This window comes from Aquimarina spongiae (assembly GCF_900141785.1).
Lineage (GTDB): Bacteria > Bacteroidota > Bacteroidia > Flavobacteriales > Flavobacteriaceae > Aquimarina > Aquimarina spongiae.
Genome location: NZ_FQYP01000006.1, coordinates 236,121 through 261,690, shown reverse-complemented (window position 1 = coordinate 261,690; position 25,570 = coordinate 236,121). Strand labels below are relative to the sequence as shown.

General features: G+C 34.7%; 27 protein-coding genes. 3 read left to right on the top strand and 24 right to left on the bottom strand.

What is annotated here, in order from left to right:
• Positions 1-122: 122 nt before the first annotated feature.
• From BUE24_RS14880 to BUE24_RS14865, 4 genes are all read right to left on the bottom strand, one after another.
• Positions 123-776, bottom strand: coding sequence for an HAD family hydrolase (locus BUE24_RS14880; RefSeq protein ID WP_073317153.1), 654 nt, complete (start codon positions 774-776; stop codon positions 123-125).
• A 1-nt stretch (position 777) separates the two neighbouring features.
• The gene (locus BUE24_RS14875) at positions 778-1,290 is read right to left on the bottom strand and encodes an ankyrin repeat domain-containing protein (RefSeq protein ID WP_084549576.1); all 513 of its coding nucleotides are present in this window, start codon (positions 1,288-1,290) and stop codon (positions 778-780) included.
• Between the two features lie 66 nt (positions 1,291-1,356).
• Positions 1,357-2,145 (bottom strand): creatininase family protein, encoded by a 789-nt coding sequence (locus BUE24_RS14870; RefSeq protein ID WP_211483322.1) that lies wholly within the window; start codon positions 2,143-2,145, stop codon positions 1,357-1,359.
• A 21-nt stretch (positions 2,146-2,166) separates the two neighbouring features.
• Positions 2,167-2,994, bottom strand: a complete 828-nt coding sequence (locus BUE24_RS14865) for a type II toxin-antitoxin system RatA family toxin (RefSeq protein ID WP_073317150.1) — start codon at positions 2,992-2,994, stop codon at positions 2,167-2,169.
• Between the two features lie 88 nt (positions 2,995-3,082).
• On the opposite strand from BUE24_RS14865, the gene BUE24_RS14860 reads away from it, so the two are divergent.
• On the top strand, positions 3,083-4,036 hold the full coding sequence (locus BUE24_RS14860) for an AraC family transcriptional regulator ligand-binding domain-containing protein (protein ID WP_073317147.1): 954 nt from the start codon (positions 3,083-3,085) through the stop codon (positions 4,034-4,036).
• Positions 4,037-4,507: 471 nt separating this feature from the next.
• Here BUE24_RS14860 and BUE24_RS14855 read toward each other — a convergent pair whose 3' ends face one another.
• The 5 genes from BUE24_RS14855 to BUE24_RS14840 are packed head-to-tail and all read right to left on the bottom strand — an operon-like array spanning position 4,508 to position 6,980.
• A complete protein-coding gene (locus BUE24_RS14855; RefSeq protein WP_073317144.1) occupies positions 4,508-5,107 on the bottom strand; it encodes a DUF6624 domain-containing protein in 600 nt (199 codons plus the stop codon).
• A gap of 29 nt (positions 5,108-5,136) precedes the next feature.
• Complete coding sequence (locus BUE24_RS24450; RefSeq protein WP_425290166.1) at positions 5,137-5,415, bottom strand: dihydrofolate reductase family protein; 279 nt, start codon at positions 5,413-5,415, stop codon at positions 5,137-5,139.
• A 15-nt stretch (positions 5,416-5,430) separates the two neighbouring features.
• On the bottom strand, positions 5,431-5,676 hold the full coding sequence (locus tag BUE24_RS24160; protein ID WP_211483321.1) for a dihydrofolate reductase family protein: 246 nt from the start codon (positions 5,674-5,676) through the stop codon (positions 5,431-5,433).
• A gap of 46 nt (positions 5,677-5,722) precedes the next feature.
• Positions 5,723-6,538, bottom strand: a complete 816-nt coding sequence (locus tag BUE24_RS14845) for a YybH family protein (RefSeq protein ID WP_073317141.1) — start codon at positions 6,536-6,538, stop codon at positions 5,723-5,725.
• Between the two features lie 16 nt (positions 6,539-6,554).
• A complete protein-coding gene (locus BUE24_RS14840; protein WP_073317138.1) occupies positions 6,555-6,980 on the bottom strand; it encodes a winged helix-turn-helix transcriptional regulator in 426 nt (141 codons plus the stop codon).
• A gap of 113 nt (positions 6,981-7,093) precedes the next feature.
• On the opposite strand from BUE24_RS14840, the gene BUE24_RS14835 reads away from it, so the two are divergent.
• Positions 7,094-7,588 (top strand): hypothetical protein, encoded by a 495-nt coding sequence (locus BUE24_RS14835; RefSeq protein ID WP_073317135.1) that lies wholly within the window; start codon positions 7,094-7,096, stop codon positions 7,586-7,588.
• Between the two features lie 14 nt (positions 7,589-7,602).
• Positions 7,603-8,385 carry an SDR family NAD(P)-dependent oxidoreductase gene (locus BUE24_RS14830; protein ID WP_073317132.1) on the top strand — a complete coding sequence of 261 codons (783 nt, stop codon included), beginning with the start codon at positions 7,603-7,605 and terminating at the stop codon, positions 8,383-8,385.
• A gap of 205 nt (positions 8,386-8,590) precedes the next feature.
• On the opposite strand, the gene rsgA is transcribed toward BUE24_RS14830, so the two are convergent.
• The 15 genes from rsgA to BUE24_RS14755 all read right to left on the bottom strand — a co-directional run bounded on the left by rsgA (position 8,591) and on the right by BUE24_RS14755 (position 25,528).
• Complete coding sequence (rsgA, locus tag BUE24_RS14825) at positions 8,591-9,667, bottom strand: ribosome small subunit-dependent GTPase A (RefSeq protein ID WP_244548158.1); 1,077 nt, start codon at positions 9,665-9,667, stop codon at positions 8,591-8,593.
• A 64-nt stretch (positions 9,668-9,731) separates the two neighbouring features.
• On the bottom strand, positions 9,732-10,271 hold the full coding sequence (locus BUE24_RS14820) for a GNAT family N-acetyltransferase (RefSeq protein ID WP_073317129.1): 540 nt from the start codon (positions 10,269-10,271) through the stop codon (positions 9,732-9,734).
• 468 nt (positions 10,272-10,739) lie between these two features.
• Positions 10,740-11,828, bottom strand: a complete 1,089-nt coding sequence (locus tag BUE24_RS14815; RefSeq protein ID WP_211483320.1) for a hypothetical protein — start codon at positions 11,826-11,828, stop codon at positions 10,740-10,742.
• A 581-nt stretch (positions 11,829-12,409) separates the two neighbouring features.
• Positions 12,410-13,735 carry a serine hydrolase domain-containing protein gene (locus tag BUE24_RS14810; RefSeq protein ID WP_073317123.1) on the bottom strand — a complete coding sequence of 442 codons (1,326 nt, stop codon included), beginning with the start codon at positions 13,733-13,735 and terminating at the stop codon, positions 12,410-12,412.
• 108 nt (positions 13,736-13,843) lie between these two features.
• Positions 13,844-15,037 (bottom strand): leucine-rich repeat domain-containing protein, encoded by a 1,194-nt coding sequence (locus tag BUE24_RS14805; RefSeq protein ID WP_073317120.1) that lies wholly within the window; start codon positions 15,035-15,037, stop codon positions 13,844-13,846.
• A gap of 79 nt (positions 15,038-15,116) precedes the next feature.
• Positions 15,117-16,244 (bottom strand): helix-turn-helix domain-containing protein, encoded by a 1,128-nt coding sequence (locus BUE24_RS14800; protein ID WP_084549571.1) that lies wholly within the window; start codon positions 16,242-16,244, stop codon positions 15,117-15,119.
• A 186-nt stretch (positions 16,245-16,430) separates the two neighbouring features.
• Positions 16,431-17,531 carry a serine hydrolase domain-containing protein gene (locus tag BUE24_RS14795; RefSeq protein WP_073317114.1) on the bottom strand — a complete coding sequence of 367 codons (1,101 nt, stop codon included), beginning with the start codon at positions 17,529-17,531 and terminating at the stop codon, positions 16,431-16,433.
• A gap of 7 nt (positions 17,532-17,538) precedes the next feature.
• Entirely contained in the window at positions 17,539-18,255 is a 717-nt protein-coding gene (locus BUE24_RS14790) for a GNAT family N-acetyltransferase (RefSeq protein WP_073317111.1), read from the bottom strand.
• On the bottom strand, positions 18,255-19,211 hold the full coding sequence (locus BUE24_RS14785; protein ID WP_073317108.1) for an NAD(P)H-dependent oxidoreductase: 957 nt from the start codon (positions 19,209-19,211) through the stop codon (positions 18,255-18,257). The genes BUE24_RS14790 and BUE24_RS14785 overlap by 1 nt, the downstream gene beginning before the upstream one ends.
• A 117-nt stretch (positions 19,212-19,328) precedes the next feature.
• On the bottom strand, positions 19,329-19,907 hold the full coding sequence (locus BUE24_RS14780; RefSeq protein ID WP_073317105.1) for an NAD(P)H-dependent oxidoreductase: 579 nt from the start codon (positions 19,905-19,907) through the stop codon (positions 19,329-19,331).
• Between the two features lie 48 nt (positions 19,908-19,955).
• The gene (locus BUE24_RS14775; protein WP_073317102.1) at positions 19,956-20,876 is read right to left on the bottom strand and encodes an NAD(P)-dependent alcohol dehydrogenase; all 921 of its coding nucleotides are present in this window, start codon (positions 20,874-20,876) and stop codon (positions 19,956-19,958) included.
• 107 nt (positions 20,877-20,983) lie between these two features.
• A complete protein-coding gene (locus tag BUE24_RS14770; RefSeq protein WP_073317099.1) occupies positions 20,984-21,331 on the bottom strand; it encodes a DUF983 domain-containing protein in 348 nt (115 codons plus the stop codon).
• 11 nt (positions 21,332-21,342) lie between these two features.
• Entirely contained in the window at positions 21,343-22,215 is an 873-nt protein-coding gene (locus BUE24_RS14765; RefSeq protein WP_073317096.1) for an SDR family oxidoreductase, read from the bottom strand.
• Between the two features lie 20 nt (positions 22,216-22,235).
• Entirely contained in the window at positions 22,236-23,498 is a 1,263-nt protein-coding gene (locus BUE24_RS14760; protein WP_073317093.1) for a serine hydrolase domain-containing protein, read from the bottom strand.
• 236 nt (positions 23,499-23,734) lie between these two features.
• Positions 23,735-25,528 (bottom strand): helix-turn-helix domain-containing protein, encoded by a 1,794-nt coding sequence (locus BUE24_RS14755; RefSeq protein WP_084549569.1) that lies wholly within the window; start codon positions 25,526-25,528, stop codon positions 23,735-23,737.
• Positions 25,529-25,570: the final 42 nt, after the last annotated feature.

Here is a 25,570-nt window from a genome sequence, read left to right as displayed (position 1 = left end):
GCTGGTTTAATAAAACTACTTAACCAATAATACTATTAAGATCTATCCTCATTCATTTTTATTAAAAATGTTTTAAAAACCCTGTCCATCATGTAATGTACTTTGACTAATTGGATATAGTATTATCTAAAAAGACTTCTATTTACCTGTGTAAAATCCTCTATTACTTCATGTCTCTGTTGGATCAATTCATTACTTATTGATTTTACGACAACAATTTTTTTCGCTTCCGAATTCTCGGCAGCTACAATTCCTGCAATGGAATCTTCAAAAATTAACGTTTGATCTTTGTTGATTTTTAAGATATCCATAGCTTTTAAAAATATTTCAGGGTTCGGCTTACTCTTGATTGTGCCTTCACTAAAGACAACCTTTGATTTCTCAAAATACCTTTCTAATCTTAAATGGTGGAAATAGAATTCTAGATTATAAAGGTCGGAAGCTGTTGCGATGGTGTCAGAAATTTCATTGAGAAGCAAAAATTTTATGAAATCCTCAGCACCAGGTGCAAGACCTAATTTTTCTTTTAAAAAAAGAGATTGGTAGATGTTTTCCTTGTCTTTGCTTAACCCAGCAACTTCATCTGCTGTCAATTCATTTTGAAACAGTTCGGATAAAATTTCAACATTGTTCTTACCATGTATTTTTCTATTCTTTTCAGTTTCACTCAGCTTCTGGGAATGTTTTGTTAGAAAAAAGTCCCAAGCTTGATTATGCAAATGGGTATCAAAGACCAGCGTACCATTAAAATCAAATATTACCCCCTTTATTTTCAAGCTATCTTAGTTTAAATTGTTTCTCGGTCAACCCTCTCATTTGTAAATATTCAAAAAGTTCTTTTGACTCTTCACCTCCAATTTCAGCATGATGGAGCAGAGACAATCCATGTGGACCTTTTGAGAAAATCAAATTGGGATATTCATCCAATATTGATTTCACGAGTCTGGTCTTTCCTAGCATAGTAAGAACAAAGATGTTTACTCGAGCTCCTTTTGCAATTAAGTATTTGACTACCTCTTTGTTGCCTTTATGACCAGCACCTTCTATAGCCTTCTCAAAATCTCCGTTTCCCCAATCATAACTACAGTAAATTAGATTGGGATAATCCTCAAGCATATTTTTGATCTTTTCTAAATCAAAGTGTCCAGCAATAACAAACTCTTTAACTATTTTAATACTCAAAGGTTTTTGTTCAGATTGATCCTGATTGGAAGCTATAGTCAAATTGGGAAGCAAACCAAATCCTATTCCACTAACTAAACCTGTTTTAATAAATAATTTTCTGTTCACGATCTTGAAATTTATTGTATTTGTTACTCGAAGCTTTTTTACTATTTTTAAATACTATTCACAAGATCATTCATACAGATTTTTAATATCCGCTTTTGAAATTTCTATTATTAAATGACCTAGCTGATTACATATACCTGTTAAAAATCGTTTTCCTTTTTCTTTAGTCGACTTTATAGGGTTTCCAACCCCCGTATCTTTACTAACTTGCGACCAAGGTCTCTCTGTCCATACCCAACCTTCATTGAATGCTGCTATTTTGTTCTTTTTTTCAACTCCATCTCCCCATTCTTTTTTTTCAAGAACCAAATTTGGGGCAAGATGAAGCATTAGACTTGTTTCCATTTCATCGGCATGATTTCCGGGTTCATCAAAATATTCATATCTATCTACTATATCTACCCAATCAACTACACACAAGAACATTTCTGGGAATAAAAGACCTAGTTCCCTTAGTATTGACTTCCAATTATTTCCTCCATGGCTATTCAAAAGCAAGAATCTTTTTATATTATGTCTATTCAAAACGGTGAGGATATCTTTCAACATCGCAAACTGAGTACTTGGATTTAAATTCATATCTAGATAAATATCAGATTGCCCCGTATTTACACCAAAAGGTATAGTTGGTAATACAATAACCTTAGCACCTTTGTTCCAAGCAATGTTAGCGGATTGCTCTGCTATTGCTGTTCCTTCAATCACGTCTGTTGAATAAGGCAAATGATAGTTATGAGCTTCAGTTGCTCCCCAGGGTAATACCGCTATTTCAAAACTTGCATCTTGCAGATGTCTCCAATTTGTATCGGCTAATATGTAAGGTCTAATATTATTTTTGTTTCTGTCTATAGTCATAGTCATCCTATTCTGTAATTACTAATTTTCAATCTTTTTTTGCCAGTTATCTAATAACTCTTCACATACTTTAGTAAACTTATACTTCATCAAAGGATGAACGAAAATATTTTGAATAGGCTTTTTATATTCAAACTCAAAAACCATAGTAATTTCATTTTTATCTTGTGAAATTTCATCAACCATCCAAGTTCCTTTTAAGGCTCTTAACGGATATGGATAATCGGGTGCTTCAGTGTTAACAACAAACGAGTATTGTTGCTCATCTTCCCAAAGTGTACATGTTTCTTTCCAACTATCTTTACCGTGAAAACATGAACGTACCATTCCTTTTTTTTCTCCTGAAATTATTTTGGAATCATCAATATTAGGGGCTACTTTATGATAATTTTCAACATCAGAAATAATTTTCCATACTTTAGATTTATCACCTTCCACAACTCGAGAAAATCTAAATATCTTTTGTCCTATTTTGTTTCCTTCATCAATTCTTGCTAATCCCCTTGCTTGACCTAATCCCAACTGAAGTACTATAAGCGCAACTATACCAATAATAATGTTCCCGGTGCTAGAGATGTCAAAGGGATTCCATATAAGCAAAACAATACTACCGATAACCCAAAGCATATCCTGAATAATAATCCATAAGATTGGTAGTGCCCTCAGTTTTTTAACCTCTATTATAATAGTTAAAGCAAAGAATAATAGAAGGAGGCCAAGAATAAAGAAAAAACTACTTTGTTTTACATTGAATATTTCCTCAATTTTACTTCTAAAAATTATAGTGAACCCTCCATTTAGTATAGAGAAAATAGCATTTACTATTAAGTATTTTTGTAATGAATTCATAATTTGACATTTATTTTATGCTGTAAAATTATCTACATCTGAATAGTTATTATTGATACTTTGCGCCAATTTACCTTATCTTTGACCAATGGAAATTTTTGCACCTTATCTATATAATTTATTAGAATATGCAACCTACCAAGGCTTAGACAACAACTCCTTAAAAGAAGTTCTAATAAATCCGAACATTGACTTAGAAAACCCTGAAGAGGTAGTTGATGGAGAAGAGTATATGGCCGTTTTCAACAAAGTTATTGCTACCTCTAAAAACGATTATTGCGGTTTAAACTTTGGATGCTACCTGAATATGGGAGCTCTAGGGCTTGTTCTCGAAATATCCCTTAATACCTCCAGTGTTGTTCAAGGTGTATACATCCTTCAAAATTTTCTAGACAATAAATTTCCTTTGGTAACCGCCTCTATCGCGGAAAATTCTGAAAGTTTTATTATACAACTAAATAGTTCAGTATCGGATTCCCAGATAAAAAGACACCTTTTGGATATGGTATTAAGCATTGTCTATAGGGAACTAAAGTTGATGTTGCCCGATAATTTAGTCCCAGTTATCAAACTGCCTTTTAAAGACTCCTGTCCTTATATAGATTTGTTGAAAACAGAAGTCACCATCGGTGACAAATATCACATAGTACTTCCTATTGAAGTAATCAAAACAGAAATAAATAAAAACAAAGTCAAAGAAATCGAACTTTTATTGCCAAAATTTATTGCCATGCTAGGTGAAGGTAAGCAGGAGGATAAGGTCTTTTCTTCACAAATACGAAATGTAACACTTCATATGTGTTCTCCTGAAATTCCAAATTTTGAGCAGGTTCAACAACAATTTCCCTATAGTAAAAGAACGATGCAACGAAAATTAACTGAAGAAGGCATGTCTTTTCGGGGTATTGTGAACACAATAAAGAAAGACCTGTCAAACTATTTGGTAAACGAGAAGCATCTTAAAACAAAGGACGTCGCCTATATTTTGGGATATTCTGAATCAAGTGCCTACTTGCACGCTGCGAAATCTTGGAAGAAATAAGTTCTCCTATTTTTACCGTGGTCATACAGGTTTTATTATTTCAAATTCATAATTGAACTAATAACTCAGCTTTTCAAAAGTTTTGTTGTACATTTTCATATAATTTATTCCTTTATTTTCTATAAGCATTGAAGAACATATGTTAGTTAATGATACTCTATAGATTTATGAAGTTGGACACAAGCTATACATGGAATGTTCGAAATAAAGCTTGTTTAGTTTCAATACCTATAGCTCTCTTACCCTTTACAAAATAGTTTTTTACAGTTTTATAGGATATTTGCAATATTCATATATAGGCTACCTTCTCATTTTAGATAAAAAATCATAAAATTTTGCGGTATCAAAAAAAACTACAATTGATTTTTCAGAAGAAGCCAAAAATTATCTAAAAACCAAAGTACACATAAGAATATGAGAGAGGACTTTGTCCATATTTACATCAGGGGAAGTTCTAACTAGTAGAAAAGTTTATTTTATCCAGCCAACCGATTTTCTCCATTCGTCCATTTCTCTTTTTCTCTTATAAAAATCTTGTGGTGGTTCCTCATTTTCGGTTTTGGCTCGATTTCTCATAATTTGGGTCTGCTCTTCAAGCGTATTCAACCCAATTGACTTTCTTCTTTGATTGACCTTGATTTCATCATCGTAAGGGTTTGGACTTAATGCTCCATATTCATCCCAGTCAAATTGAGTACCGTAAAGTTGAGGGCTGTCTTCAAAAACAGCAACTCGGTCTGTTAGATAGGCCAGGTTTATTGGATTGGCCTGATTTTCATCAACTGCCTTCTTTAAAAGTTTAACACACTTCTTCATAAAACTAGGCTGTCCTATAGAATGTTGAATAATCAACCAAGCGGCTTCATTGGCTTCTTTGCCCACTTTATCAATTGTGGGAAAACCAATGTCATCGATTATATCATCCAATTCTTTTGCGTTTTTGTTATGCAATTTGGCCATTTCTTCGTTATACCCATTCCAAAGTTTACCACTTTTAATAAGCTTATCCCGAAGTTTTAAATCTTCATTTTTTAATCGGATGATATTCTCTGCAATTTCTTTGTGTCTCATCAAATTATAATCCAATGTTTACTATTACTTTATACTTTTCTAACAAATCGATTTTGAACCACCTTTCCTAAAAATATTTTAGAATCTACACATTCGAAATCCAATTGCTTTTTAATATTATCAAACAATGGAATTCCATCTCCCAGTATTCTGGGAATTATGGTTATTATCATTTCATCAATCAAATCTTCATTCAAAAAGCTTTGAATGGTTTTGCCTCCATCGATGTAAAGGTGATGAAACCCCTTTTTGTGAATACTTTCTAAAACCTTTTTTAGATCTCCTTTTACAAGTTCAATTTTACCGATGTATTCCTTCGGTATCTAGGTTAAACTATTGCTCAACACAAATACTTTTTTGCTGTAAGGCCAATCAATGTCAAATCCACATACAGTTTCAAAAGTTGTTCTTCCCATAACAAGTGCATCAATTTGGGAGGTAAATTCATTATACCTCATATCGATATTATCAGGATTTGGAATAGCATGTAACCAATCTATCCCTCCATCTTTATCTGCGATATACCCATCCAGACTTGTTGCTATAAATACCTTGTTCGTTTTTTTCATCTTTTGTTAGAATAAGAACCTAATTCTCCAAAAACCAATTTGGGCTTCAAAAATTTGAATCAATAAAAACTTTCCAGTTACCTTCTGCTTCTTTTTGCCAGACAATAACATATTTTCCTCCATAACTGCCTTTGCATTGTCCAATCTCGAAAGCAATGTTGTCCGTTACCATTTCCGTCTTTAAGGGTTCTAGAGTCAGATTGTATGTATCACTATTCATATATCGATACTCCTTAGAAATAGCCTCAGTACCTATAACCAAAGGTTTATGGTTAAAATAAATAGCGTTAGAGGTGTATAGTTTGCTTACAAGATGCTCTGCATTGTGTTCGTTACAAAGTTGTATCCATAGGTTTCTTGCTTTGGATATTTGGTCTATATAGCCATCAGGAATGGAAATATCTCTTTTGGCATCATATTCAAATTCTCTTACTTTTTTTCCTTCAATGGATTTCCAAACAACCACCTGTACATACTCCTCTGAATCTTTGGTTTTGTAACTGACTATTTCGTAATCAATCCCTTCATGCTTATTAGCTTCGATAAGAAACAACGACTCGCTTTCATTGATTTCTGCTGACTGGTTGATATAATAATCTGCAATACTTGTTGCACCAAAAATAATGCTATCTGCTGAAATAACCTTGACAGACTTGTCTGCATAAATAGCTCTTATTTCATTAGGATTTTTACTCCTCACAGCTTCTAACCAAGGATTAGAAGTTTTAGGTTTTTCGTTGGATTCGATTTTAGAAGGATTCAAATCCGTTCTTGAAGAGTTAGTATCCTCTTTACCAGTCTTCTGAAGACAACTACTACAAACAAATAAGAGTAATAATATAAAAAGATTGGATGATTTCATGCTGTAAGCTTTAGTGTTATTTCTTAGAAACAGAGGCTAATTCTTCTCTGAGTTCTCCTTGCATTTTATCCTGTAATTTTTTTCCCCCAGCCACAAGTTCTCCCACATGAATTCTATCCTTTTCAGAAACTTCCCTGTGTTTAGTACTCCAGTTTGCGATTTCAATCATAACAGGCATTAAATCTATTCCTCTTTCGGTTAAACTGTATACATTTTTTTGCTTGTGATGAGCATCTTTGGTCTTCATCAAGATTCCAAACTCTTCTAATTTATTTAATCTATCCGTTAAAATATTGCTTGCTATTTTTTCGTCAGAACTCAACATTTCCCTGAAATAACGCTTCCCATCGAACATAATATCGCGGATAATCAGCAACGTCCACTTATCCCCAAACACCTCTAATGCCTGATTCATAGGGCAATATGACCTAGATTTTTTCATATACACTAATTTTATTATAAAACTAGTTGTAAAAAACAATTAGTTTTACATATATTTGTCTAGTTGTTTTTTGCAACCAGTCAAAGATACAATAATAATCAAGAATTAAAAGTATGGTTACAGACCTATCAATCACACGTTTACTGGAACAATATGATTTTCATAGCAAGCTATATGTCAATTGTTTGGTAGACATCAAACCGGATGATGCGCAGAAAAGGATCAATCAAAACACCAACCATATTGCATGGCTTGCGGGTAACCTTGTTTCAGTACGATATCGATTGGGAAATAGCATTGGGCTAAAAGAACAGGACGTTTTTCATGAATTGTTTAAAGACCAAAGACCGATTCAAAAACACATTACCTATCCAGATTTGGCTCCTATCCAGAAAGACTGGAACAGAATAACACCTCTTTTGAGAGATCAACTTTTTGCATTAACAGAAGAAGAGCTTTTAGCCCCTCAACCCTTTGACGCACCATTGTTGGGAGCATCAAATCTCTTGAACACTATTTCTTTTTTAATCGACAGAGAATCCTATGCCATTGGTCAATTGGGACTATTGCGAAAAATATTTGGATATGAAGCCATGAAGTATAATTAAAACAAAATACGAAAATGAAAAATCAATTATTAGAAAATAAGAACGCACTCATATTTGGAGCCAAAGGAGCTTTAGGGAGACAAGTGGCCAAAGCTTTTAAGGAAAGTGGTGCGAATATTTATCTATCAGACATTAATGTGGATGGTATTGAATCTTCTGATTTAGGAGAAATAAGAAGAGTGGACACCTTAAATGAAGAAGAAGTCAACGGCTATTTTTCTTGGTTCGATCGTGAAAATGTATCTGTAGATATTGTTGTCAATCTCAGCGCATCCAACCCTGCAGCATATAACCATGGAAAACCTGCGTTGGATGTATCTTTAGAACAATTTTTAATTCCATTAAAAACTACAACCGCGAATCAATTTGTAACAGCAAAAGCAGCATTCCCATTAATGTCCAGACAGAATAGTGGTGTTATCATTTTCATTACTTCCACTCTGGCAAAGGTTGGTTCTCCCTGGAGTGCCGCACTTACGGCTTCTCATGCAGCCACCGAAGGTCTGGTAAAAAGCCTTGCGAGTGAATGGGGTGCAGAAGGAGTACGTGTTATAGGGGTGCGTTCTGAAGCTATGCCCGATTCTCCAACCATAGACTATACCTTTGAAACCATGGGTGCCAATATGGGTATGAGCAGAGATGAAATGCAAGGATATATTGAACAGCAAAAAACCGCTTTAAAACGTTTGCCATCAACTACAGAAACCGCAGAAGTCGTTGTTCTTGCCGCATCGGACCTTGCGGGATATATGACCGGAACCATACTCAATCATTCTGGTGGGCACATCCTGGAATAAATAACAACCCACAAACACATATTATTTAAGATCTCCTATCGACTTGTATTTTGCTGGGAGCTCAAGATTTCCCTGGGGAAATTTTTGCCTAGAATGAAGAGAATCGAAATCTAAGGGATTAGGATTAGGCGGGATGAGTATTGAAATGGTCACATAAAAAATAAGGCAGTCAGTTTGACCGCCTTATTTCATCCAATTGTATGTACTAATACATGTTCTTTCTCTTCTGATTTACAACATTTTTAACCATTTTTCCAAATGCTTTATCTTTTCTTCTTTTCTCGAAAGTAGTGGAGGTGTAATGTTCTCGCTCTCTTTCAAGCTTCATATAATTTTCATAAACATGTTCATCCAACTCACCAGAATCAATTGCTTTTAGCACAGCGCATCCCTTGGTATTTATATGATTGCAATCCTTAAACTTACAATGCTTTGATAAGCTCATGATTTTCTCAAATGTATTTTCCAATCCCATACCGTTATCTGTAATTCCCACTTCTCGCATGCCCGGATTGTCAATTAGAACTCCACCTGTTTTCAATACGATGAGTTCTCGATGTGTAGTTACATGCTTACCTCTATCAATACCATCACTTATCTTATCTGTTTTCATCAGAGACTGACCTGTAATGCTATTTATGAGTGTTGATTTCCCGACCCCAGAAGAACCTAAAAGACAATACGTTTTCCCTTTTTCAAGAATTGCTTTCACATCACTTAATCCTTCACCAGTACAATTACTTACTAGTAGTAGTGGAGTATTTTTAATTCTTTTTTTTACCAAAGAAATTACTCTACTCTTCTCTTCCTTGTCAACCAAGTCCACTTTACTTAGAATAATTATTGGCTTTATAGCACTTGAATTACAAATTGTTAAGTAACGTTCAAGTCTGTTAATACTAAAATCTCTGTTTAACGATTGCACAATGAGCCCAAAATTTACATTTGATGCAATTATTTGCTTTTCGCTTTTCCTCCCAACAGCTTGTCTTACCAATAAAGATGCCCTTGGATATACTGCTCGTATAAGCCCTTTGTTATTATCATACTCCATTAATGCCACCCAATCACCAACAGCGGGAAAATCCAAACTATTCTGAACAGTGTATCTTAGATTTCCTAATAATTCTGATTCCATCTCCCCCTGTTCTGTGAGCACAATGTACCTTTGTCTATGTTGCTGAATTACTCGTCCTGTCAAAAAGGAATCTAGTTGATTAGCTATTTTATATTTTTCTAATTTTTCTTCGAAGCCTAAATCTTCTAAGTTTATATTTTTCATTTCATTCTTTTTGTAAATTATATTGGTGACTCGATAATCATTTTACCAAGCCACCATTTTATTTTTACCAATAACGGGGATCATTAATTGCTTCTACGCAATATGATTTACCTGTAATAGGTATTATTTTGCTATCTTTTAATGAAATTGCAACCCAGCAGTTGGGGCAAGTAACTTTTAATGGTATTTGGATAGTTTCGACAGATAAATTCATATATCCAACTTTAGGATAAAACCCTATTTCGCTGTACGCAACTATAATTTGTGCCCCAGAATTCCTCAAAAAACTATGAGCATAATTCAAAAGGTTAGAACCAATTCTTTTGTTTCTCCAGCTCTTTTTAACAGCTATTGGAGATAACAGCCAAACATCTGCATTACTTTCCTGAAATCTCAATTTTGAAAACATAACACAACCTATTATTGATTTTCTATGCGTACATAAAAAAACCTTTAAGTCAGACTCACTCGTGCGGTCCAATAAATCTTTGGCAAGCTTTCCAATTAAACTCCCTTCTTTTTGATATTCTTCAAAAGGAAATGTGTCGGAAAATAGCTGGATGATTTCAGGGTGTCGCCCACCCTTATATATTAAATATTTCACTATTTTAAGTCTAAATTATTATACGTGAATTGCTTTTTGCTTCGGTACTGAAATGCAAGGAAAAGTTCCAACTTAAAATATGGACATTGGTTATGGATAACCAATTAGTATTCTTGTTTTAATATAAAATGGAATGTATCCTAGATGCAATACAGTTGAAACACCGTTGCATAGGTAAATGAATGACAATAATGAATTATTAGAACTAATTCGAATATTGTCTACTATACCGACTCCGCAGTATGTAATAAAAAGTGAGGTAGTTTTCTCATAAGGTATAAAAGTACAAAAGTAAATTCACCTTTACCTAATCAATTTAGAAAATAATATTTCTGAAAGTGGTCTAGCTCAAATTTATCCTATACTATTAAAAATCTTGTTTAGGTTTATTAAGGTATTGGTAAAAACCAGGTTCGATTTACATGCTCAGTCAAGAATAAATGTGTAGGTCCAATTAATTATATATTTTCATTTTTTCTCATATAAATAAATCGCTGCAGCATCTCCCATTTTCCTATGGTTATGTCCAACGTTGGGTATGATTTTTAACTTCCAATTGAAATCATATTGTAATTCTTCGGCTATGGCCTTGGAGGTTTTATAGAAGTACTCAGCTCGTTCCAGCCTGTGGAGTCCTTGTAAATCTGCCGAGTTAGAGCGAAGAAGAGTTCCACCCGTTTCATTTTCATTATCGAGCTCACCAGTAAACAGGACCAGTTTTCTTTTGAAAGATTGTCTTAGATCTTTTTTATCTATAGGTGTATCTTTCAGTCCAAATGGTAGCGCCTTATCAAAATCAGGAAGCGTATAAAAGCCGGAGTTTGATGCTAAAATTCTATCCACTTTGGAAGCAGAAGCAAGAATGGCCAATCGATGTAAAATCTGCCCGCCTGCAGAATGACCAAAGGCATCGTATTGGGTTTGATTTGAATGAAGCGTTTTTACTGCGAAATCAAAAATTCTATCAAAATCATTGAATATCCACGCGTTTTTATTTGTATTTATAGTAAACTCAAACTTATCTTCCTCAAGTTTGACCTTATTAGTATTCTTTATATAGGTAATGCTATTTCTTAAGTTAAGATTCGCCATTACACCACATAAATGATAATCCTCGAAAGGATAATTTTCTTCAGCATACATAGGAGAAAGAATCAGAACATTATATTTTTCAGATTCTTCAACCCAGGCATCTCTATAACTATCTCCATTTCTTCCTGCACCTGGAATGACCATCAATATTTTGGAGTTTGCATTGAAATTTCTAGGTTTATGATAATAGACTTTTATAGGCTTATCTGTTTTATTTTTACCTCCTTCAATCATAAAAGTCCCTGAGCCTTCATGGATATTTATCTCATTTACCACCTGTTCGTTCTGTTTCTCTAAATCTTTTTTCAAAATCAAAGGCATACTACATTTTGGGCAAGTTCCCGGTTTAGAAAAACTAAGTGTATCACATGATAAATCGCAGGGAGTACAGGCGTAATTGTTTTGGTTGTTTTTACATGACAGTAGAAAGATAATAACTACAAAGTTTAAAAGATTTGTTTTCATGATTGATGTTTTGATGAGAATGAAACAATTTATATTTTTAATTTTAATAGTCTCTACCAAAAGTGGAAGCATTTGGAACGGTTACGCCACCCCTGGCTTTTATACTTAGATTACTTCCTGTAGGCGCACCTAACTAAGATACTCTCCAATATCATTTAAAGAAGTAGATAGCAATGAGAATCATTTATGGTAACATTGATTGTGCTAAAATATATTCTGTTTGAAAAATGATTATTTACATCGGCATCTCTGGTCATTCACTCAAAAATACCATTTATGATTTAGCTATAAACAAATCTAACAAACCAATTTCATAAAACAACTAGTCTGCATTTAAAATCGGAATGTTGTTTCTATTTTTGCCTATGAAAGTTAAATGGAATGATTTACTGTCAAACTGACTGTCAATAATTTTTATAAAGAAGTTTTAAAACATATGAAATTTCTGTATTTTCTAAAAAGCTAGAATCCTGCGGAGGTAAGTCACAATGGTAAAGGGTTAGACTATATCGCGTTCACAAAATAAAATTCAACTTATTATATCTGTGACAGATCTCTTAAGATTAAAAATTCAAAAACTACTATGGGTTCAATCTTTCACCCTTATAGATCCTAACTCCAAATTGGTAGATATATACAGAAGTAAATCCTTCTTTCTCTGAGGCAGAGAATTCAACTTTTAGTTCTTCATCTATTTGAAACATCGTCTTGGACTGTGCTACTAATTTAAAAAGTGGTTGTCCTGGAATGGCCAAATTCAATTGTCCTTCTTTTTTTACGATATCAAAAGTGACATTTTCCTTTATCTGAAATGTTCCCAGGTAGTTTTCTATTTCCTTTGAAGGAACTGTATATTTTGGTTTAGGAATCAATTTTTTATTCTTTATTTCAAAAATCTCTTCTCCTTCGACGAGGTAGGCTTCGATAACCTTCTGATAAACTTCAAACCCTCTGTCTCCATTGGTAAAAACCACTATCCCTTTTTTAGATTTTGGTAAGAGAATTACAATAGTTGAAATACCATTTTCATTTCCTGGGTGCATTATTACAATCTCATTATTCGACAATGAGGGAATGACTTCCCAGCCTAATCCATAGTAGAGATTCTCCTTAACTTTTACTTGAGGAGTTATCATCTGATCAAATAAGGACTTAGAAAGACCGCCACCTTTCAATACATATGCACATACCTCTGCATAATCTTTTATGGTGGTTTGTAAACCCGCTGCAGCATTTAATTCAGTTCTGGGCACATATTCATATTCTTCCATGTGAACATTGTAAGGATAGGCAACCTTATTTAAATCCCAGTTGGGATTCCAGGTGAAAGCGATACTCTCGAGACCAAGGGGGGTAAAAAGAACCTCTTCAGCCCACTGCGTTAAAGATTTTCCTGTTTTATTGGTAAGTGCTTTTCTTAAGAATTCAAAACCTTCCCCAGAATACAGGTATTGACTCCCTGGCTCAAAATTAAATTCAAGCTTTTTTGAAGGACTCATATTTCTCCAGTTCACAAAACCAGATTGATGGCTTAACACATATCTAGCATTTAACTTTTTGAGGTTTTCATTTACTGTTAAATCCGGATCGATGTGATAATTATACAGAGGTTCTTCCAACGATAACTCCCCCTTTTCTATAAGATTGAGTGCTACCATAGTAAATATGGGTTTTGTGAGGGATGCCACGGTAAAAATGGTCTGATCAGTGGCAGGAATCCCAATTCGCTGCTCACCAAAGGCTTTGGCATAAATCACCTTTCCGTTTTCTATAAGCCCAACAGCAACGGCAGGAACTTTATGTTCCTTCTGCCATTTTGGTATCAATTTCTCAAATTCATAAATAGTCTTATTTTGAGCTTGACTATAAATGGTAACGATTAAAAGAAGGAACTTTAAACTTTTCATTGATTTTATTGTTTTATAATATGACTAAACATGTACTCAACTGGTAACAGTATCGAATATATAGTTTTCGATACTTGATTCATTTTGGGAAGTAAGTACTTGTTGTTCTTACATTTTTTTACTTGGTTCAAGCTGATAGATGGAAGTAATTTTTATAGAAGCCACATGGAAAACTGTGCCTTGTTCTTTTAGTTTTGCAATAACTTTTTTGTTGGTTTTAGATAATTGTTTACTAGTCTCTAAATCATTTCCATAAGCCATTACATCGGTAAGCTTAGCTAAGTCATTTATTGCCCACAGGTTTTCTATCTTGTTGTTTTCCATGTGCACCCATCTTAATCTTTTCATATTTGAAAGTGACTCTATTGATTTTACTTGGTTATTGGATAAGAATAATTTTTTGATATTTGGTAAACTATTCAAAACCGAAATATCTGTTATCTGATTATCCCTAATATCCAACCATTCAACACTTTGCATATTCTCTAGAAATTGAATATCATCTAAGTTATTTTTTCGTAATACCAGTACACCAACATTAGGCAATTTAGATAGTATACCAAAGTCACTTACTTTGGTTTCCGTTAAATTGAGCTGTACCAACTTTTTAAGATTTAAAATGGGTTCAATGTCTAAAACTGGATTTTTCTCAAGAATGAGCACCTCAAGATCAATAAGATGCGCAATTGGCGCGAGATCGCTTATTCTGTTATCGGGAATCCAAATCCCTTCTAGTTTTGATAGGGTTTTAAAAGGCGATAGATCATTAAGCTGATTAAAAGCCATATTAAAATGCGTTAATTTCTTCCAATTATTAATGGCCGTAATATCTGTGATTTGGTTAAAATCTCCAGTAAAATTTTTAACATTGACCAAAGTAGAAAGACTATCTATATTTGAGATTTTATTTCTATCTAAATACAGTGAGTTTATGTTGATAAGATTGCCAATAGGTGAGACATCGATTATCTCGTTACCACTTACACTGAGCACTTCAAGTTTCGTTAGTTTACTTATGGGTTCAAGATTTTGCACCTCGTTGTTGTCCAGTCGCAAGTATGTAAGATTCTTGGCATATTCAAGCCCTCTTAAGTTTTTGATGTTTCTACCTACTGCTACAAAACGACGTAATGACTCTAAGTCTAATCGTGTAATATTTCCAGTAGGTTTATCAATGTATTGCCGGATAGCCAAGTCAAGGTAAAAGTCATCAATGATAATAGTTTCATTTTTAGTTTGGGCGAAGATTTGAATACTCAGTGTGAGTGTCAGTATGAAGGAGAAAATTCTTAAACGGTCCATGGAATTCATTTTTTTGCAAAAATGAACATTCCTTTCCTCTCAAAAAAAAGAATAGTATACCAGAAAGTTTCAAATCATATTATGAAACTTTTTTCTCATTTTCTAGCTGAGCGATATATTCCTTTGGGGTTTGAGTATTGAATTTATAAAATGCTCTATAAAAGGTAGTTTTAGATTTAAACCCCGAATCTTTAGCAATAGACTCTAAGGTTAGGTTGTGGAGGGCTCCGGTTTTAAGTCTATCTTTTACTTCTTCTATTCTATACTTATTTGTAAAATCATTAAACGTCGTGTTCAAGTGATTGTTGAGTAAATTTGATAATGTACTTGGATTCGTTTCTAATTGTCTTGCAAATGTTGCTAACGAAAAATCTGAATTCAAATAGGGTTTTTCAGTTCTCATCGTCCTTAAAATATTCTGCAATTTACGCTCTATGAAATCCTTGTCGACTACCTTTCTATTCTTTTTAAAAGTTGAATAGGCCAAATAGCCCATTAAGGAAATAATGTAGAGTAAAATCGCATTGTATATCTTAACAAACATAGTCAGTGAAAAACCTAGCCAAATATCTAAAGGTGAACTTTTCCAATATCCGTAGATTTTACCTAAAAGTGCAGAGATTAGTTCAAACATGACTCCAACAAAAAGGAATATGAGCAAATATTTAATCCATTGAACCTGCTTTTGTTTACTATTTAGTATTTTCTTTTCACGTAATTCTTGAAAAGATAAAAATGAGTAACTGCATGCCATAAAAAGTAAAACGATATTATGAGCAAAATTGACCTGAAAATATCCCATACCCAATATCCAATTACCTTTTCCTTCGACTGGAATTGATAGAGTACCTATCCAAATGAAAATGTAGTACAACCAAAAAGACATGGGTATTATCAAATGGAGACTGTTTTTTCTATTAAATCTAAAGGTAAAATTGAAAAGAGATTTTAAATAAAGATAGAGAATGGGAAAAACGAAAATAACCAAACGTAAAGGAATAAATTGCAAGTAGCTATAATCGAAGATAAGCCCAGATTTTCCAAAGAAAGTTGGTAACAAAGATAAACCGATGACCAGCAGTAAAGAAATCAGTAGTTTATTTTGAATTAACTTCCAATTTCTATTTCTAAATATTAAAAATATCATTGTCGCACTTTGAAATAGGCCAATAAGAATAAGCGTTGAAGTAAGATTTAGATTCATCATTCTTTGATTATTACGAAAAATGTAAATTTAGTTATTCCAAAATCGTTTAAAATATAGAGCTTTGGAAAAGAGGTTTTAAACCCTGCCGTGGCCACTTAAAAACATAAAAGTCTGTAAAAATGCAGACTTTTATGTTTAGGCTCGTCTCCCACAGGAGAAACAAAAATGGTTATGATTTTTAAGTGATCATTTTACACTTTCAACGATAGCATTCACAAATTCATAGGTATTAAACGAAGGCGTTGCCTGTGATATGCAATACGAAAGCACAGTTTTGGTTCTTGGACAATATCCAATATACGTACCATAAAATCCATAATGCCCAAAGAAAGTATGATTATTGTATACAGACTTATAAACTCCTAACCCGTATGGAAGGTGGTCTTTTATGGTAGGCTGTACGGCAATCATTTTCTGTAATGATGTTTCAGAAATAAGTTTTTTGTTAAAAAGGGCTTCAATAAAAGTAGCCAAATCTTGGTGCGTACTCACCACCCCCCCTCCAGACCAATCAAAAGAGGTATTTACCATATCAAAATCAATGTTACCTATATACTGATGTAATCTGGCCTTATTAGTTTCGGTTTTTTCATAATACTCAAAGTAAGTATCTTTTAAATCCAGCGGACTTAAAATACGATCTCGAATGGATTGCGATAATGACTTTTGTTCCAATTTTTCTATTAATAAACCTAGCAGTACATAGTTCATATCAGAATAATGCCAACCCTCATCAGGTTTATATTTAGTTTCCTTATGTAACCCAAATTCAAAATACAAATCGACTATATCTTTAGGTTGGTATTGCCGTTCTGGATTTTGCATCACACGCTCAAAAAAAGCCTCCTGTTTGTCATTAAAAATATCTGCTAATCCACTTTTGTGAGACAGTAGCTGTTCAATACTTATTTCTTTAGCAAAAGCTAAGTTGTCATAATAATGAAATTCATCCAACTTCAGATACTCGATATCTTTCAGGTATGGGTATACCTTATCTGTAAGACTAAGCTTTCCTTCTTCCTGTAATTGCAAAACAATAGTTGATACAAACAACTTTGTACTACTGGCAATTCTAAACTGATCTGTTGATAATGCTTTCTCTCCTTCTTTTGCACGCAGTCCAGCCACTTGATCTATAAGTACGCCATCCTGATTTTTTATATACACAGAAATGCTATGTACAGGATTTTCTGATATGGAGTCTAATTTACTAGATAAAAGTTGATTTATATTTTGTGCATTAGCAGGAATCATAACGCTGAACAGGATTAAACAAATGTACTTCATAATTGTTCTATTGAATGGTGTATGACTTTAAATATCCCTGGTTCTGAAAACCAAGCTTCTGATAAATAGGTGCTCCTAATTTTGAAGCTACCAGATGAATATAATCACTTTCGTTTCTTAATGCTACAGAATGTAAATGTTGGGTCATTTTCTTGCCTAATCCCAATCCTCGGTATTCCTTTTTAGCTCCAATCATATGTAGTCCCGAATCACCATTAGCATCTACAAATACGATTCCACAACTTACATATTTATTTTCATGTTTCCCTAAGAATAACTGAACTTTTGCACTGCTAATTAGCGGCGCGATAGTACTCTCATAAATGTGGTAACCAAATGCTGCGGACGCAATTTTTGCAAATGTTCGTGTACTCAAAGTGTCTGTTACTTTTTCAATTTCCGGATAGACACTACGCTGAATCTTCTCATCAATTTTCTTCGTCATTGCCGCTACAGAAGATGTCTGAGTAAATCCCTTTGATCGCAAGAGCATTTCAAGTGCTTCATTTTCCTCTACTGCTACGAATTTGGAGAGATGATGATTTGTGATCCTTTGTTTTAATGCTTCAATATGGTGTTCTTTAAGATCGAATATTTTAGAGGGCCAAGTGGCATCTTTGGGGGAAAGACTGGAAAACCCATCATATTGATGGAAATATCCTCCCACTTGACCGATATGTTTCCAAAATTCAAATTGATGTTGTATAGCCGTTGGTATCATCATTAAGCATATTCAATAGTTGAAGCTTCAATAAGAGCAGCAGAATCCTCGTAGAAACGATATTCTTTTATCATTTCATCTTCAATCACACAAAGTTGTACCCAATTGCTATTGAATAGTTTCCCTGAGCTTTTCACCAAATGCGAGAAGGTACCTTTGGCAACCACCAAATTATCGGCTGCTTCAACAACAGTTTCTACTACAAATGACTTGGTTTCAAAAAGAGCAACAATGTTGTTCAAAAATTGTTTTGCTTCCTTTCGGGTGCGATAAATACCATGCAGTTGTTCTGTGGGCCGCTCCTCTTCTTTTACACTCACGATATAGCAATCTGGATGAAAAACATTGAGTACAGCTTCTAAATCTCCTTGTTGAAAAGCATTGAAATAGGCCTGCACTACTTCTGCATTGGTTTTCTTCGGTTTAGGGTTTGATGCTACAAGAGCGGAAAACGCTTTACCCAGATGTTGTAACTCTGTTGCATCTTTGATGACATTTTGATTCGTATCAAAAGCCTCATTAAAACTGCCTAGAGAATAGGTAGCACTTAGAACTCCTCCCCATAATGGAATTAACTTTGCCAATATTGATAAGTGGGTTCGCGCACCTGTCGCGCCAGGAGAAGTACTTAACAACAAGACTGGTTTTTCTCCAAAGAAACGTTGAGTGATCACTGAGAGCCAATCCAAAGTGTTTTTCAAAAATGCAGATGGCAAACCATTGTGCTCTGGCGAGGCTATAATAAAACCCTCACTTTCTTGAAAAATAGCATACAACTCTTGTATTGACTTTGGAATTCCCGTAGCCTGTATTTGAGGTGAATAGATGGGGGTTTCAAATTTTTTAAGATCGATAAATCGGATATCATGATTGGGATATCTTTTGATTACTGAGTGAATTAGTTTTTCGTTAATGGAATCCTGGCTGTTACTGCCAGAAAAGGCTAAAATATTTTTCATTTCATTCTATTTTTAATTTATACTGATACAAATTTCCTGATACCTATCTCAAAACATTTGTTTGAGCAGAAATTTGATTTGTTCCAAAAGTGATTTTGTATATATGTTATTTCATTTTCATTGTACTCTTGCTCCTAGTTGATTTACTTTGGTAAGCCAATGATTACGTTGTTTTTCTGTCGAGTCTTTGACAGCAGCGAGATATGTAACTTTTACCGGCTTTACGCCACAGAACTCCAGAACTCCTTTTTTAAACTGATTAATGGCTGGGTTTTTCATTACCAAACTATTGTACCAACTCACGGTATCTGCGGTTACAATAATTCGTGCCGTTTTCCCCTTCAATAATTTATCTGGAAACAATTTTCCCTTTTGATATTTGAAAGTTATCCCTGGTAAAAAAGTACGATCGATAAAGCCTTTCAGTAAAGCAGGAATCCCATACCACCACATCGGAAAAACCCAAACCAGATGTTCGGCTTCTTTTATTTTTTTGATGGCCATTTTCATATCAGGCTCCAATGCATATGGAACTCTGTACCCGTATTTCAAGTTCGGATCAAACTGAAGTTCTGAAAGGTTTATGGTTTCTACCCTGGCGCTTCCCGAGATTGCGCCTTTTTTATAGCTTTCGGCCAAAGCCCAGTTAAAACTTTCTTTATCAGGGTGTCCGTTGATGATAAGTACTTTCTTCATGTTTGTTCATTTTTGATGCTTCATTTCTTAAGAAGCCGATTGATGATTTTAATCTTGAATGATGACTGATACGTTTCCTCGTTTTCTCCCCGAATCCACATATTGATGCGCCTCATGAAGAGTTTCTAAACGGTATTCTTTCTCTATATATGGTTTCAATTGTCCAGTTTCCCCTAGTTGACGTATCTTTAAAAGCAGTTCTGGGCTTTCTTTGGTGAGCATTTTTGTCGAAACAAACTTCCCTCCATTGTTTAATACTCTTTTAGCATCAGACTTTGAAGTTTTACCTACGGTATCAAATACAATATCGAAGCATTCGGATAGGTTCACATAATCCTGTTTTTTGTAATCGATTACAGCTTCAGCTCCTAATTGTTCAACCATCTCTACATTCTGGGTGCTACACACTCCCGTAACCTGTGCTCCAAAATGAATGGCAATTTGCACCGCATAGCTCCCCACACTACCAGAAGCTCCGTAAATGAGTACCTTCTGGTTTCTTTTAATATTCGCTTTTTCTAGTAAATACAGAGCGGTCATACTGCCGATTGGTAATACAGCAGCTTCCTTGTGAGAGAGGTTCCTTGGTTTTTTGGCTACTACACCATGGTTCCAACGCTCAGGGATACACATATATTCAGCATAGGCTCCTGTTTTTAGCATTGATGTGGTACCAAAAACCTCATCTCCTACTTTAAACTTTAATACTTTACTTCCTACTTGTTCAATCACTCCCGACCATTCGTGACCCAGGATCCGCTTCCTTGGACGGAACAATCCAAAAATCAAACGTGCGGGTAACCATACCATTGCTGGAAAATCAGAGGCTCGTAACTTTACATCACCAGCAGTAACCGAAGTAGCGTGTACCTTCACCAAAATTTCATTAGATCTTGGTATGGGTTTTTCCAACTCCTTCAATTCTAGGACTTCTGGTGAACCATATTTAGAATATACTACTGCTTTCATTTTTAGAAGTTTTTATATCTGCTGGTAATTGATAACTGATTGTTCAAAGATGCGAATGATAAAGGCGTCAGTCGTTCTGAAATGAAATCCCGAACTTATTTTTGTTTTTAAACGTCTTTCAATATGTAAATCCAGATTATTCGGGCAATCCGCATATTAAAAGAGGATAACAACAAAGTAGTGATGGCTATCCATGGTAGGATTCGTAGATCAAAAGTGTTTTCAAAAAAGAAAGTTCCGATCACAAATACTGTAATTGCTTCTGCAATTCCCAAAGCGTAACTTACGTACATCGCTCCAAAGAAAAACCCAGGTTCCTTTTCGAATGCAAATCCGCAATGCTCACACTCTTTGTTCATTCTAGGTTTACTAAAATTGAAGTAAATGTTCTTTTCGTTATAAATATGTCCTTTACCACAGTTTGGGCATTTGTTACTTAACATTTTATGTATCATGACTTTAAATTTTAATTATTTTTTGCTTCTGCGAAATAGAAATCTCTTAGCTTACGCTTTCCATAGCGCATTGCCACGTTGTCATTGGCCATCAGGGTTAAAAAGAATTCAATCGGGCCATAAGTCTCTACAGTAGTAAATTTTCGGACCGACCAAAGAGAGAAACGCCTTATCCAATCTGGCAAATGCCAAATATTAGGTACTTTATCATGGGCATCAAATGCCAATTCTGCAATCTCATTTTGCGTAAGTACATCTGGTCCTCCTACTGAACATTCATTAACAGATTCGTCAATCATTGTCAAGATGATTTCTGCCAAATCTGCTCCGTGAATGGGATTCATCAATTGCTCTCCTTTTCCGAAGAGAAATACGCGTCCCTTCCCCGCCATTTGCAGAAAGTCTTTCATATCAGAGAAAAATCCGTTGGGTCTAATCACGGTATACTCCAGCTCCGATTTTTTCAATTCATCCACAAAGGCTTCTTTAGCTTCAAATATCTTAAGGTCTCGATGTTGGTCACCATTAATAGCGGATACATAAATGAATTTTCGCACACCTGATCTTTGAGCTTCTCGCAGTAAATTTAGATTGGCTTGGTAATCTACATCCATATACGTGAATCCATCTTTTTGACGAGTGATACCTATGGTAGAAATCACTGTATCAATTCCTGCACAACTTCCAGAAAGTGTATTGGGTTCTGTAACTGTGGCTTCCACAATTTCTATCTCTGGAGACTGATATTGTGCTAATTTTTCTTTCTTTCGGGTAAGCAGCCTTGCAGCTAATCCCTGTGTCATCATGATTTGTGCTATATGACTTCCTAAATAACCTGTTGCCCCTGCAACCAACACACGTTTATTATTTACTTTTTGTAACATCCTAATTCTATTTTACCCGATTATTTATGCTGTATATATTCCTGAACACCTTCTTTTATAAGCTGCAATACAGCTTCCCATTTATAAGTGTTATCCGAAAAAGTGGCATCCATATTTGCAATAACAAAGAACCCTAAATTGCCATCTGTTTTTATTTCCATATGACTGGACACGCCCAAACTATTACCTCCATGAACCCAGTTATTTCCTTTTTTGTACCAATACAGACCGTGGTTTTCGGCAAAATCATCTGGTACGATACCCGCATCAAGTTGTGGAGTAAATAGTAATTCATAAAAAGCTGTTTCGAATAATGTATTTGATTGCCCCTTAATCCCATTGGTCATATCCAAAAGGTAGTTTGCCAAATCATCATTAGTAGTATGTATGCTGCCTTCGGGATAGCCGTGATTTCCGTAAAATGGAAGAGGTGTATTTTTATCCAGATAAGGAGTGGCCCATTGCTGTTGGTTTACTTCTGTCACGTTAAATGTGGTATTATTCATCTGCAAGGGCGATAAAATATATGTTGCCACATAGGTTGCAAAATCTTCTTTGGTGGCTGATTCAATGACGAAGCCCATAAGTGCCGTTGCTACATTTGAATACGACCATACTTCTCCCGGTTCTATGGCGATGAAGTTAGAATCACCATATAGTGCTCCATCTTCTAAAAAATATTCTGCCAAATATTCATCAAGTGGAACAGGATTCATTACTTCAAGTTCTAGAGCATCCGTTAATATCATAGCACCTGTAGTACTCATATCCTGATTGGGCAATACAAAATAATTGGCTTTGATATACGTACTTTGATCATCTACAATGCCTGAAGTATGTGTTACCAAATGTCGTACTCGAATCACCGCATCAGGATTTGCAAGATTGACAATGCGAGTAGGTAGTATATCATTTATTGGTGTATCTAAGGTAAAGTGCCCTTGCTCAATAGCTTTTGCGGTGGCCGCACCAACAAAGGATTTGCTTAAAGAAGCAATATTAATAACCGTTTGGTTGTTGAAGTGACGTTGCGTTTCAACATTCTCAAACCCAAAAGAAGCCTTGTAATCAATATTGTTTCCTTGTACGATACTCACTGCAAAACCAGCTATTTCCTGAGTTTCTATAATTTTTTCGAAGTACTCTGTTAGGTCTTCTTGAGTTTGAATTCTTGTTGCTAGAGGTGGGGTACTACTTCGATCATCATCGCTGGAGCACGACGAAATAGCTGATAGCAGTATTACTAATGTTGTTCCTAAAATAATTTTAATCCTTGTTGTCATAAATGTTCGTTTTTTACTCCGCGCTATTGCGAAGTAGATGGATAATTTTTTGATGGTACAAAGATGATTTTGAAAGGAAAGACAATCGTTCTGAAATGAAATTCAGAACCTATAAAATGAAAATCAGAACTTTTTGACTACGATTCTCGAAAAAATTGAATAAGTAGCATTAAATACTTGTGATTACAACTGAGATGCTAGAAAAGAGATTTTAAAACTATGTACGAGCATCCCAACTAGGCATTATTCTTCAACCACTGCTTGGGCGTCATACCTTCTACTTTTTTAAAGTATGTATTAAAAACGGTTTTGGAGTTAAAACCGCTTTCGTAGGCCAATCCCAACAAGGTCAAATGGTTATTCTCTGGTAACAAGGCTATTTTTTTGAAATACTCGAGACGCTTACCGTTCACTAGTTCAGTGAAATTTGTTTGAAGACCATCATTAATTAATTTTGATAATCGATTGGGGTGGATGGCCAATTCTTCTGCCAAAGAGCGAAGCGATAATTCTGGCCAAAGAAAAGCCTCTTTACCAATTAAAACTTGGTCTAATTCATTTTTAAATTCATCAGATTCTTTTTGGGTAAAGGATGGGATGTTATCCGTTTTTGAGGTTTCAACAGAGAAGGTTGTGGCTTCGATTCCTTTGAACACTGAATCTCTTAATTCTTTGAAAACTTTAGTTCCTCGTATAGGCTCTAGGAATGGATCAAATTGAAAATTAATGATTTGTCCAATACGCTCATCTACCATTTTCTCGAAGTGTTCGAGTGCAAGATCCGTTTTTTGACAATGTACCAAATAATAAAAATCCCAATACACCATCAAGTTCAAATTTTCTGACACTAGCGCTTCATCGTATTCTGGAATCTTTTGATGATGAACTGCTTCATAAATGGCATTAATCATAGTCACAAAATCATCATTCAGAAAGGATTTGGCATACGTAAGCATTATTCCTTTTTGCTTTAAAAACAACAGACATGCTACCTTTAAATGTCGGCTTAATGCAAAACTATTGTCAAGCTTTAGCGAATTTTCGAAGCTATTCAATGCAGTTTCGTAGTCTCCTTGCAAATAATGTATATTACCTTGGGTATAATAATGATTTGGGGATAATGGGTTAATTTTTAGAATCCGTTCAGTCTGTTCCAAAGCCCTGTAAAAAAAACCCGCTGCCGTATACAATTCTGCAAGGGCTTCCATACCTTCAGAGAAATGTGAATTTATTTTAAAACAACTTTGGAGATCGTGATACCCTTTTTCAAACTGCCAATTCCCCCAAAAATGTATTGTTGCTCTAGCAAAATACCCAGTATAAGATTCAGGGTTCATTGCTAAACCCCTATCCAGGAATTCATTTGCCTTTTTAAGCCCATCATCTCTATCCATATGTCCCCAACTTGCATTGATGGCGTAACACCAGCCAATAGCTATTACGGGGTCTGCATAAGAAGCATCAAAATCTGCAGCCTTTTGATAAAAACCAATAGCCTTTTCAATATTTGGTAAATTCCAGGTGAGCTGAAAATATCTTCCTTTCAAATAGAGTTGATACGCCGTAAGGTTTTGTGTACGAACAGTGGATAGGGTTTCATCAATCTCGATATGTCCAAAATTCTCTCGAATTTTATCAGCTATCAGAAGACTAATTTCATCCTGAAGTTCAAAAACATCATTAAGTTCTCTATCAAACTTTTCAGACCATAGCAGAAAACCGGTATCTGTTCGTGTAAGTTGTGCAGAAATCCGTATTCGCTCTTTCGCAATCCGGATACTTCCTTCTACCGCATTGGTTACGCCAAGTTCGTTACCTATAATCCGAATGTCTGTTGGTTTGTTCTTAAATGTAAATGACGAAGTACGTGCAGTAACTTTAAGTCCATCAATCTTTGTAAGAGCATTAATGATTTCTTCGGTAATACCATCAGAGAAATACTCATAAGAAGTATCACCACTCAGGTTTTTGAACGGTAAGACAACAATAGATTTGTCTATAGATGATATATTGGTATTTGATAGATTCAACGTTTACTACACCACGGTAAATTTAAGAAAGTGCTAAAAAAA

Bases quoted from the DNA above. Each gene is read 5' to 3' on its own strand.
- BUE24_RS14870 (WP_211483322.1), bottom strand. From the start codon at position 2,145: ATGACTATAGACAGAAACAAAAATAATATTAGACCTTACATATTAGCC.
- BUE24_RS14865 (WP_073317150.1), bottom strand. From the start codon at position 2,994: ATGAATTCATTACAAAAATACTTAATAGTAAATGCTATTTTCTCTATA.
- BUE24_RS14860 (WP_073317147.1), top strand. From the start codon at position 3,083: ATGGAAATTTTTGCACCTTATCTATATAATTTATTAGAATATGCAACC.
- BUE24_RS14855 (WP_073317144.1), bottom strand. From the start codon at position 5,107: ATGAGACACAAAGAAATTGCAGAGAATATCATCCGATTAAAAAATGAA.
- BUE24_RS24160 (WP_211483321.1), bottom strand. From the start codon at position 5,676: ATGAAAAAAACGAACAAGGTATTTATAGCAACAAGTCTGGATGGGTAT.
- BUE24_RS14845 (WP_073317141.1), bottom strand. From the start codon at position 6,538: ATGAAATCATCCAATCTTTTTATATTATTACTCTTATTTGTTTGTAGT.
- BUE24_RS14840 (WP_073317138.1), bottom strand. From the start codon at position 6,980: ATGAAAAAATCTAGGTCATATTGCCCTATGAATCAGGCATTAGAGGTG.
- BUE24_RS14835 (WP_073317135.1), top strand. From the start codon at position 7,094: ATGGTTACAGACCTATCAATCACACGTTTACTGGAACAATATGATTTT.
- BUE24_RS14830 (WP_073317132.1), top strand. From the start codon at position 7,603: ATGAAAAATCAATTATTAGAAAATAAGAACGCACTCATATTTGGAGCC.
- rsgA (WP_244548158.1), bottom strand. From the start codon at position 9,667: ATGAAAAATATAAACTTAGAAGATTTAGGCTTCGAAGAAAAATTAGAA.
- BUE24_RS14815 (WP_211483320.1), bottom strand. From the start codon at position 11,828: ATGAAAACAAATCTTTTAAACTTTGTAGTTATTATCTTTCTACTGTCA.
- BUE24_RS14810 (WP_073317123.1), bottom strand. From the start codon at position 13,735: ATGAAAAGTTTAAAGTTCCTTCTTTTAATCGTTACCATTTATAGTCAA.
- BUE24_RS14805 (WP_073317120.1), bottom strand. From the start codon at position 15,037: ATGGACCGTTTAAGAATTTTCTCCTTCATACTGACACTCACACTGAGT.
- BUE24_RS14800 (WP_084549571.1), bottom strand. From the start codon at position 16,244: ATGATGAATCTAAATCTTACTTCAACGCTTATTCTTATTGGCCTATTT.
- BUE24_RS14795 (WP_073317114.1), bottom strand. From the start codon at position 17,531: ATGAAGTACATTTGTTTAATCCTGTTCAGCGTTATGATTCCTGCTAAT.
- BUE24_RS14790 (WP_073317111.1), bottom strand. From the start codon at position 18,255: ATGATGATACCAACGGCTATACAACATCAATTTGAATTTTGGAAACAT.
- BUE24_RS14785 (WP_073317108.1), bottom strand. From the start codon at position 19,211: ATGAAAAATATTTTAGCCTTTTCTGGCAGTAACAGCCAGGATTCCATT.
- BUE24_RS14780 (WP_073317105.1), bottom strand. From the start codon at position 19,907: ATGAAGAAAGTACTTATCATCAACGGACACCCTGATAAAGAAAGTTTT.
- BUE24_RS14775 (WP_073317102.1), bottom strand. From the start codon at position 20,876: ATGAAAGCAGTAGTATATTCTAAATATGGTTCACCAGAAGTCCTAGAA.
- BUE24_RS14770 (WP_073317099.1), bottom strand. From the start codon at position 21,331: ATGATACATAAAATGTTAAGTAACAAATGCCCAAACTGTGGTAAAGGA.
- BUE24_RS14765 (WP_073317096.1), bottom strand. From the start codon at position 22,215: ATGTTACAAAAAGTAAATAATAAACGTGTGTTGGTTGCAGGGGCAACA.
- BUE24_RS14760 (WP_073317093.1), bottom strand. From the start codon at position 23,498: ATGACAACAAGGATTAAAATTATTTTAGGAACAACATTAGTAATACTG.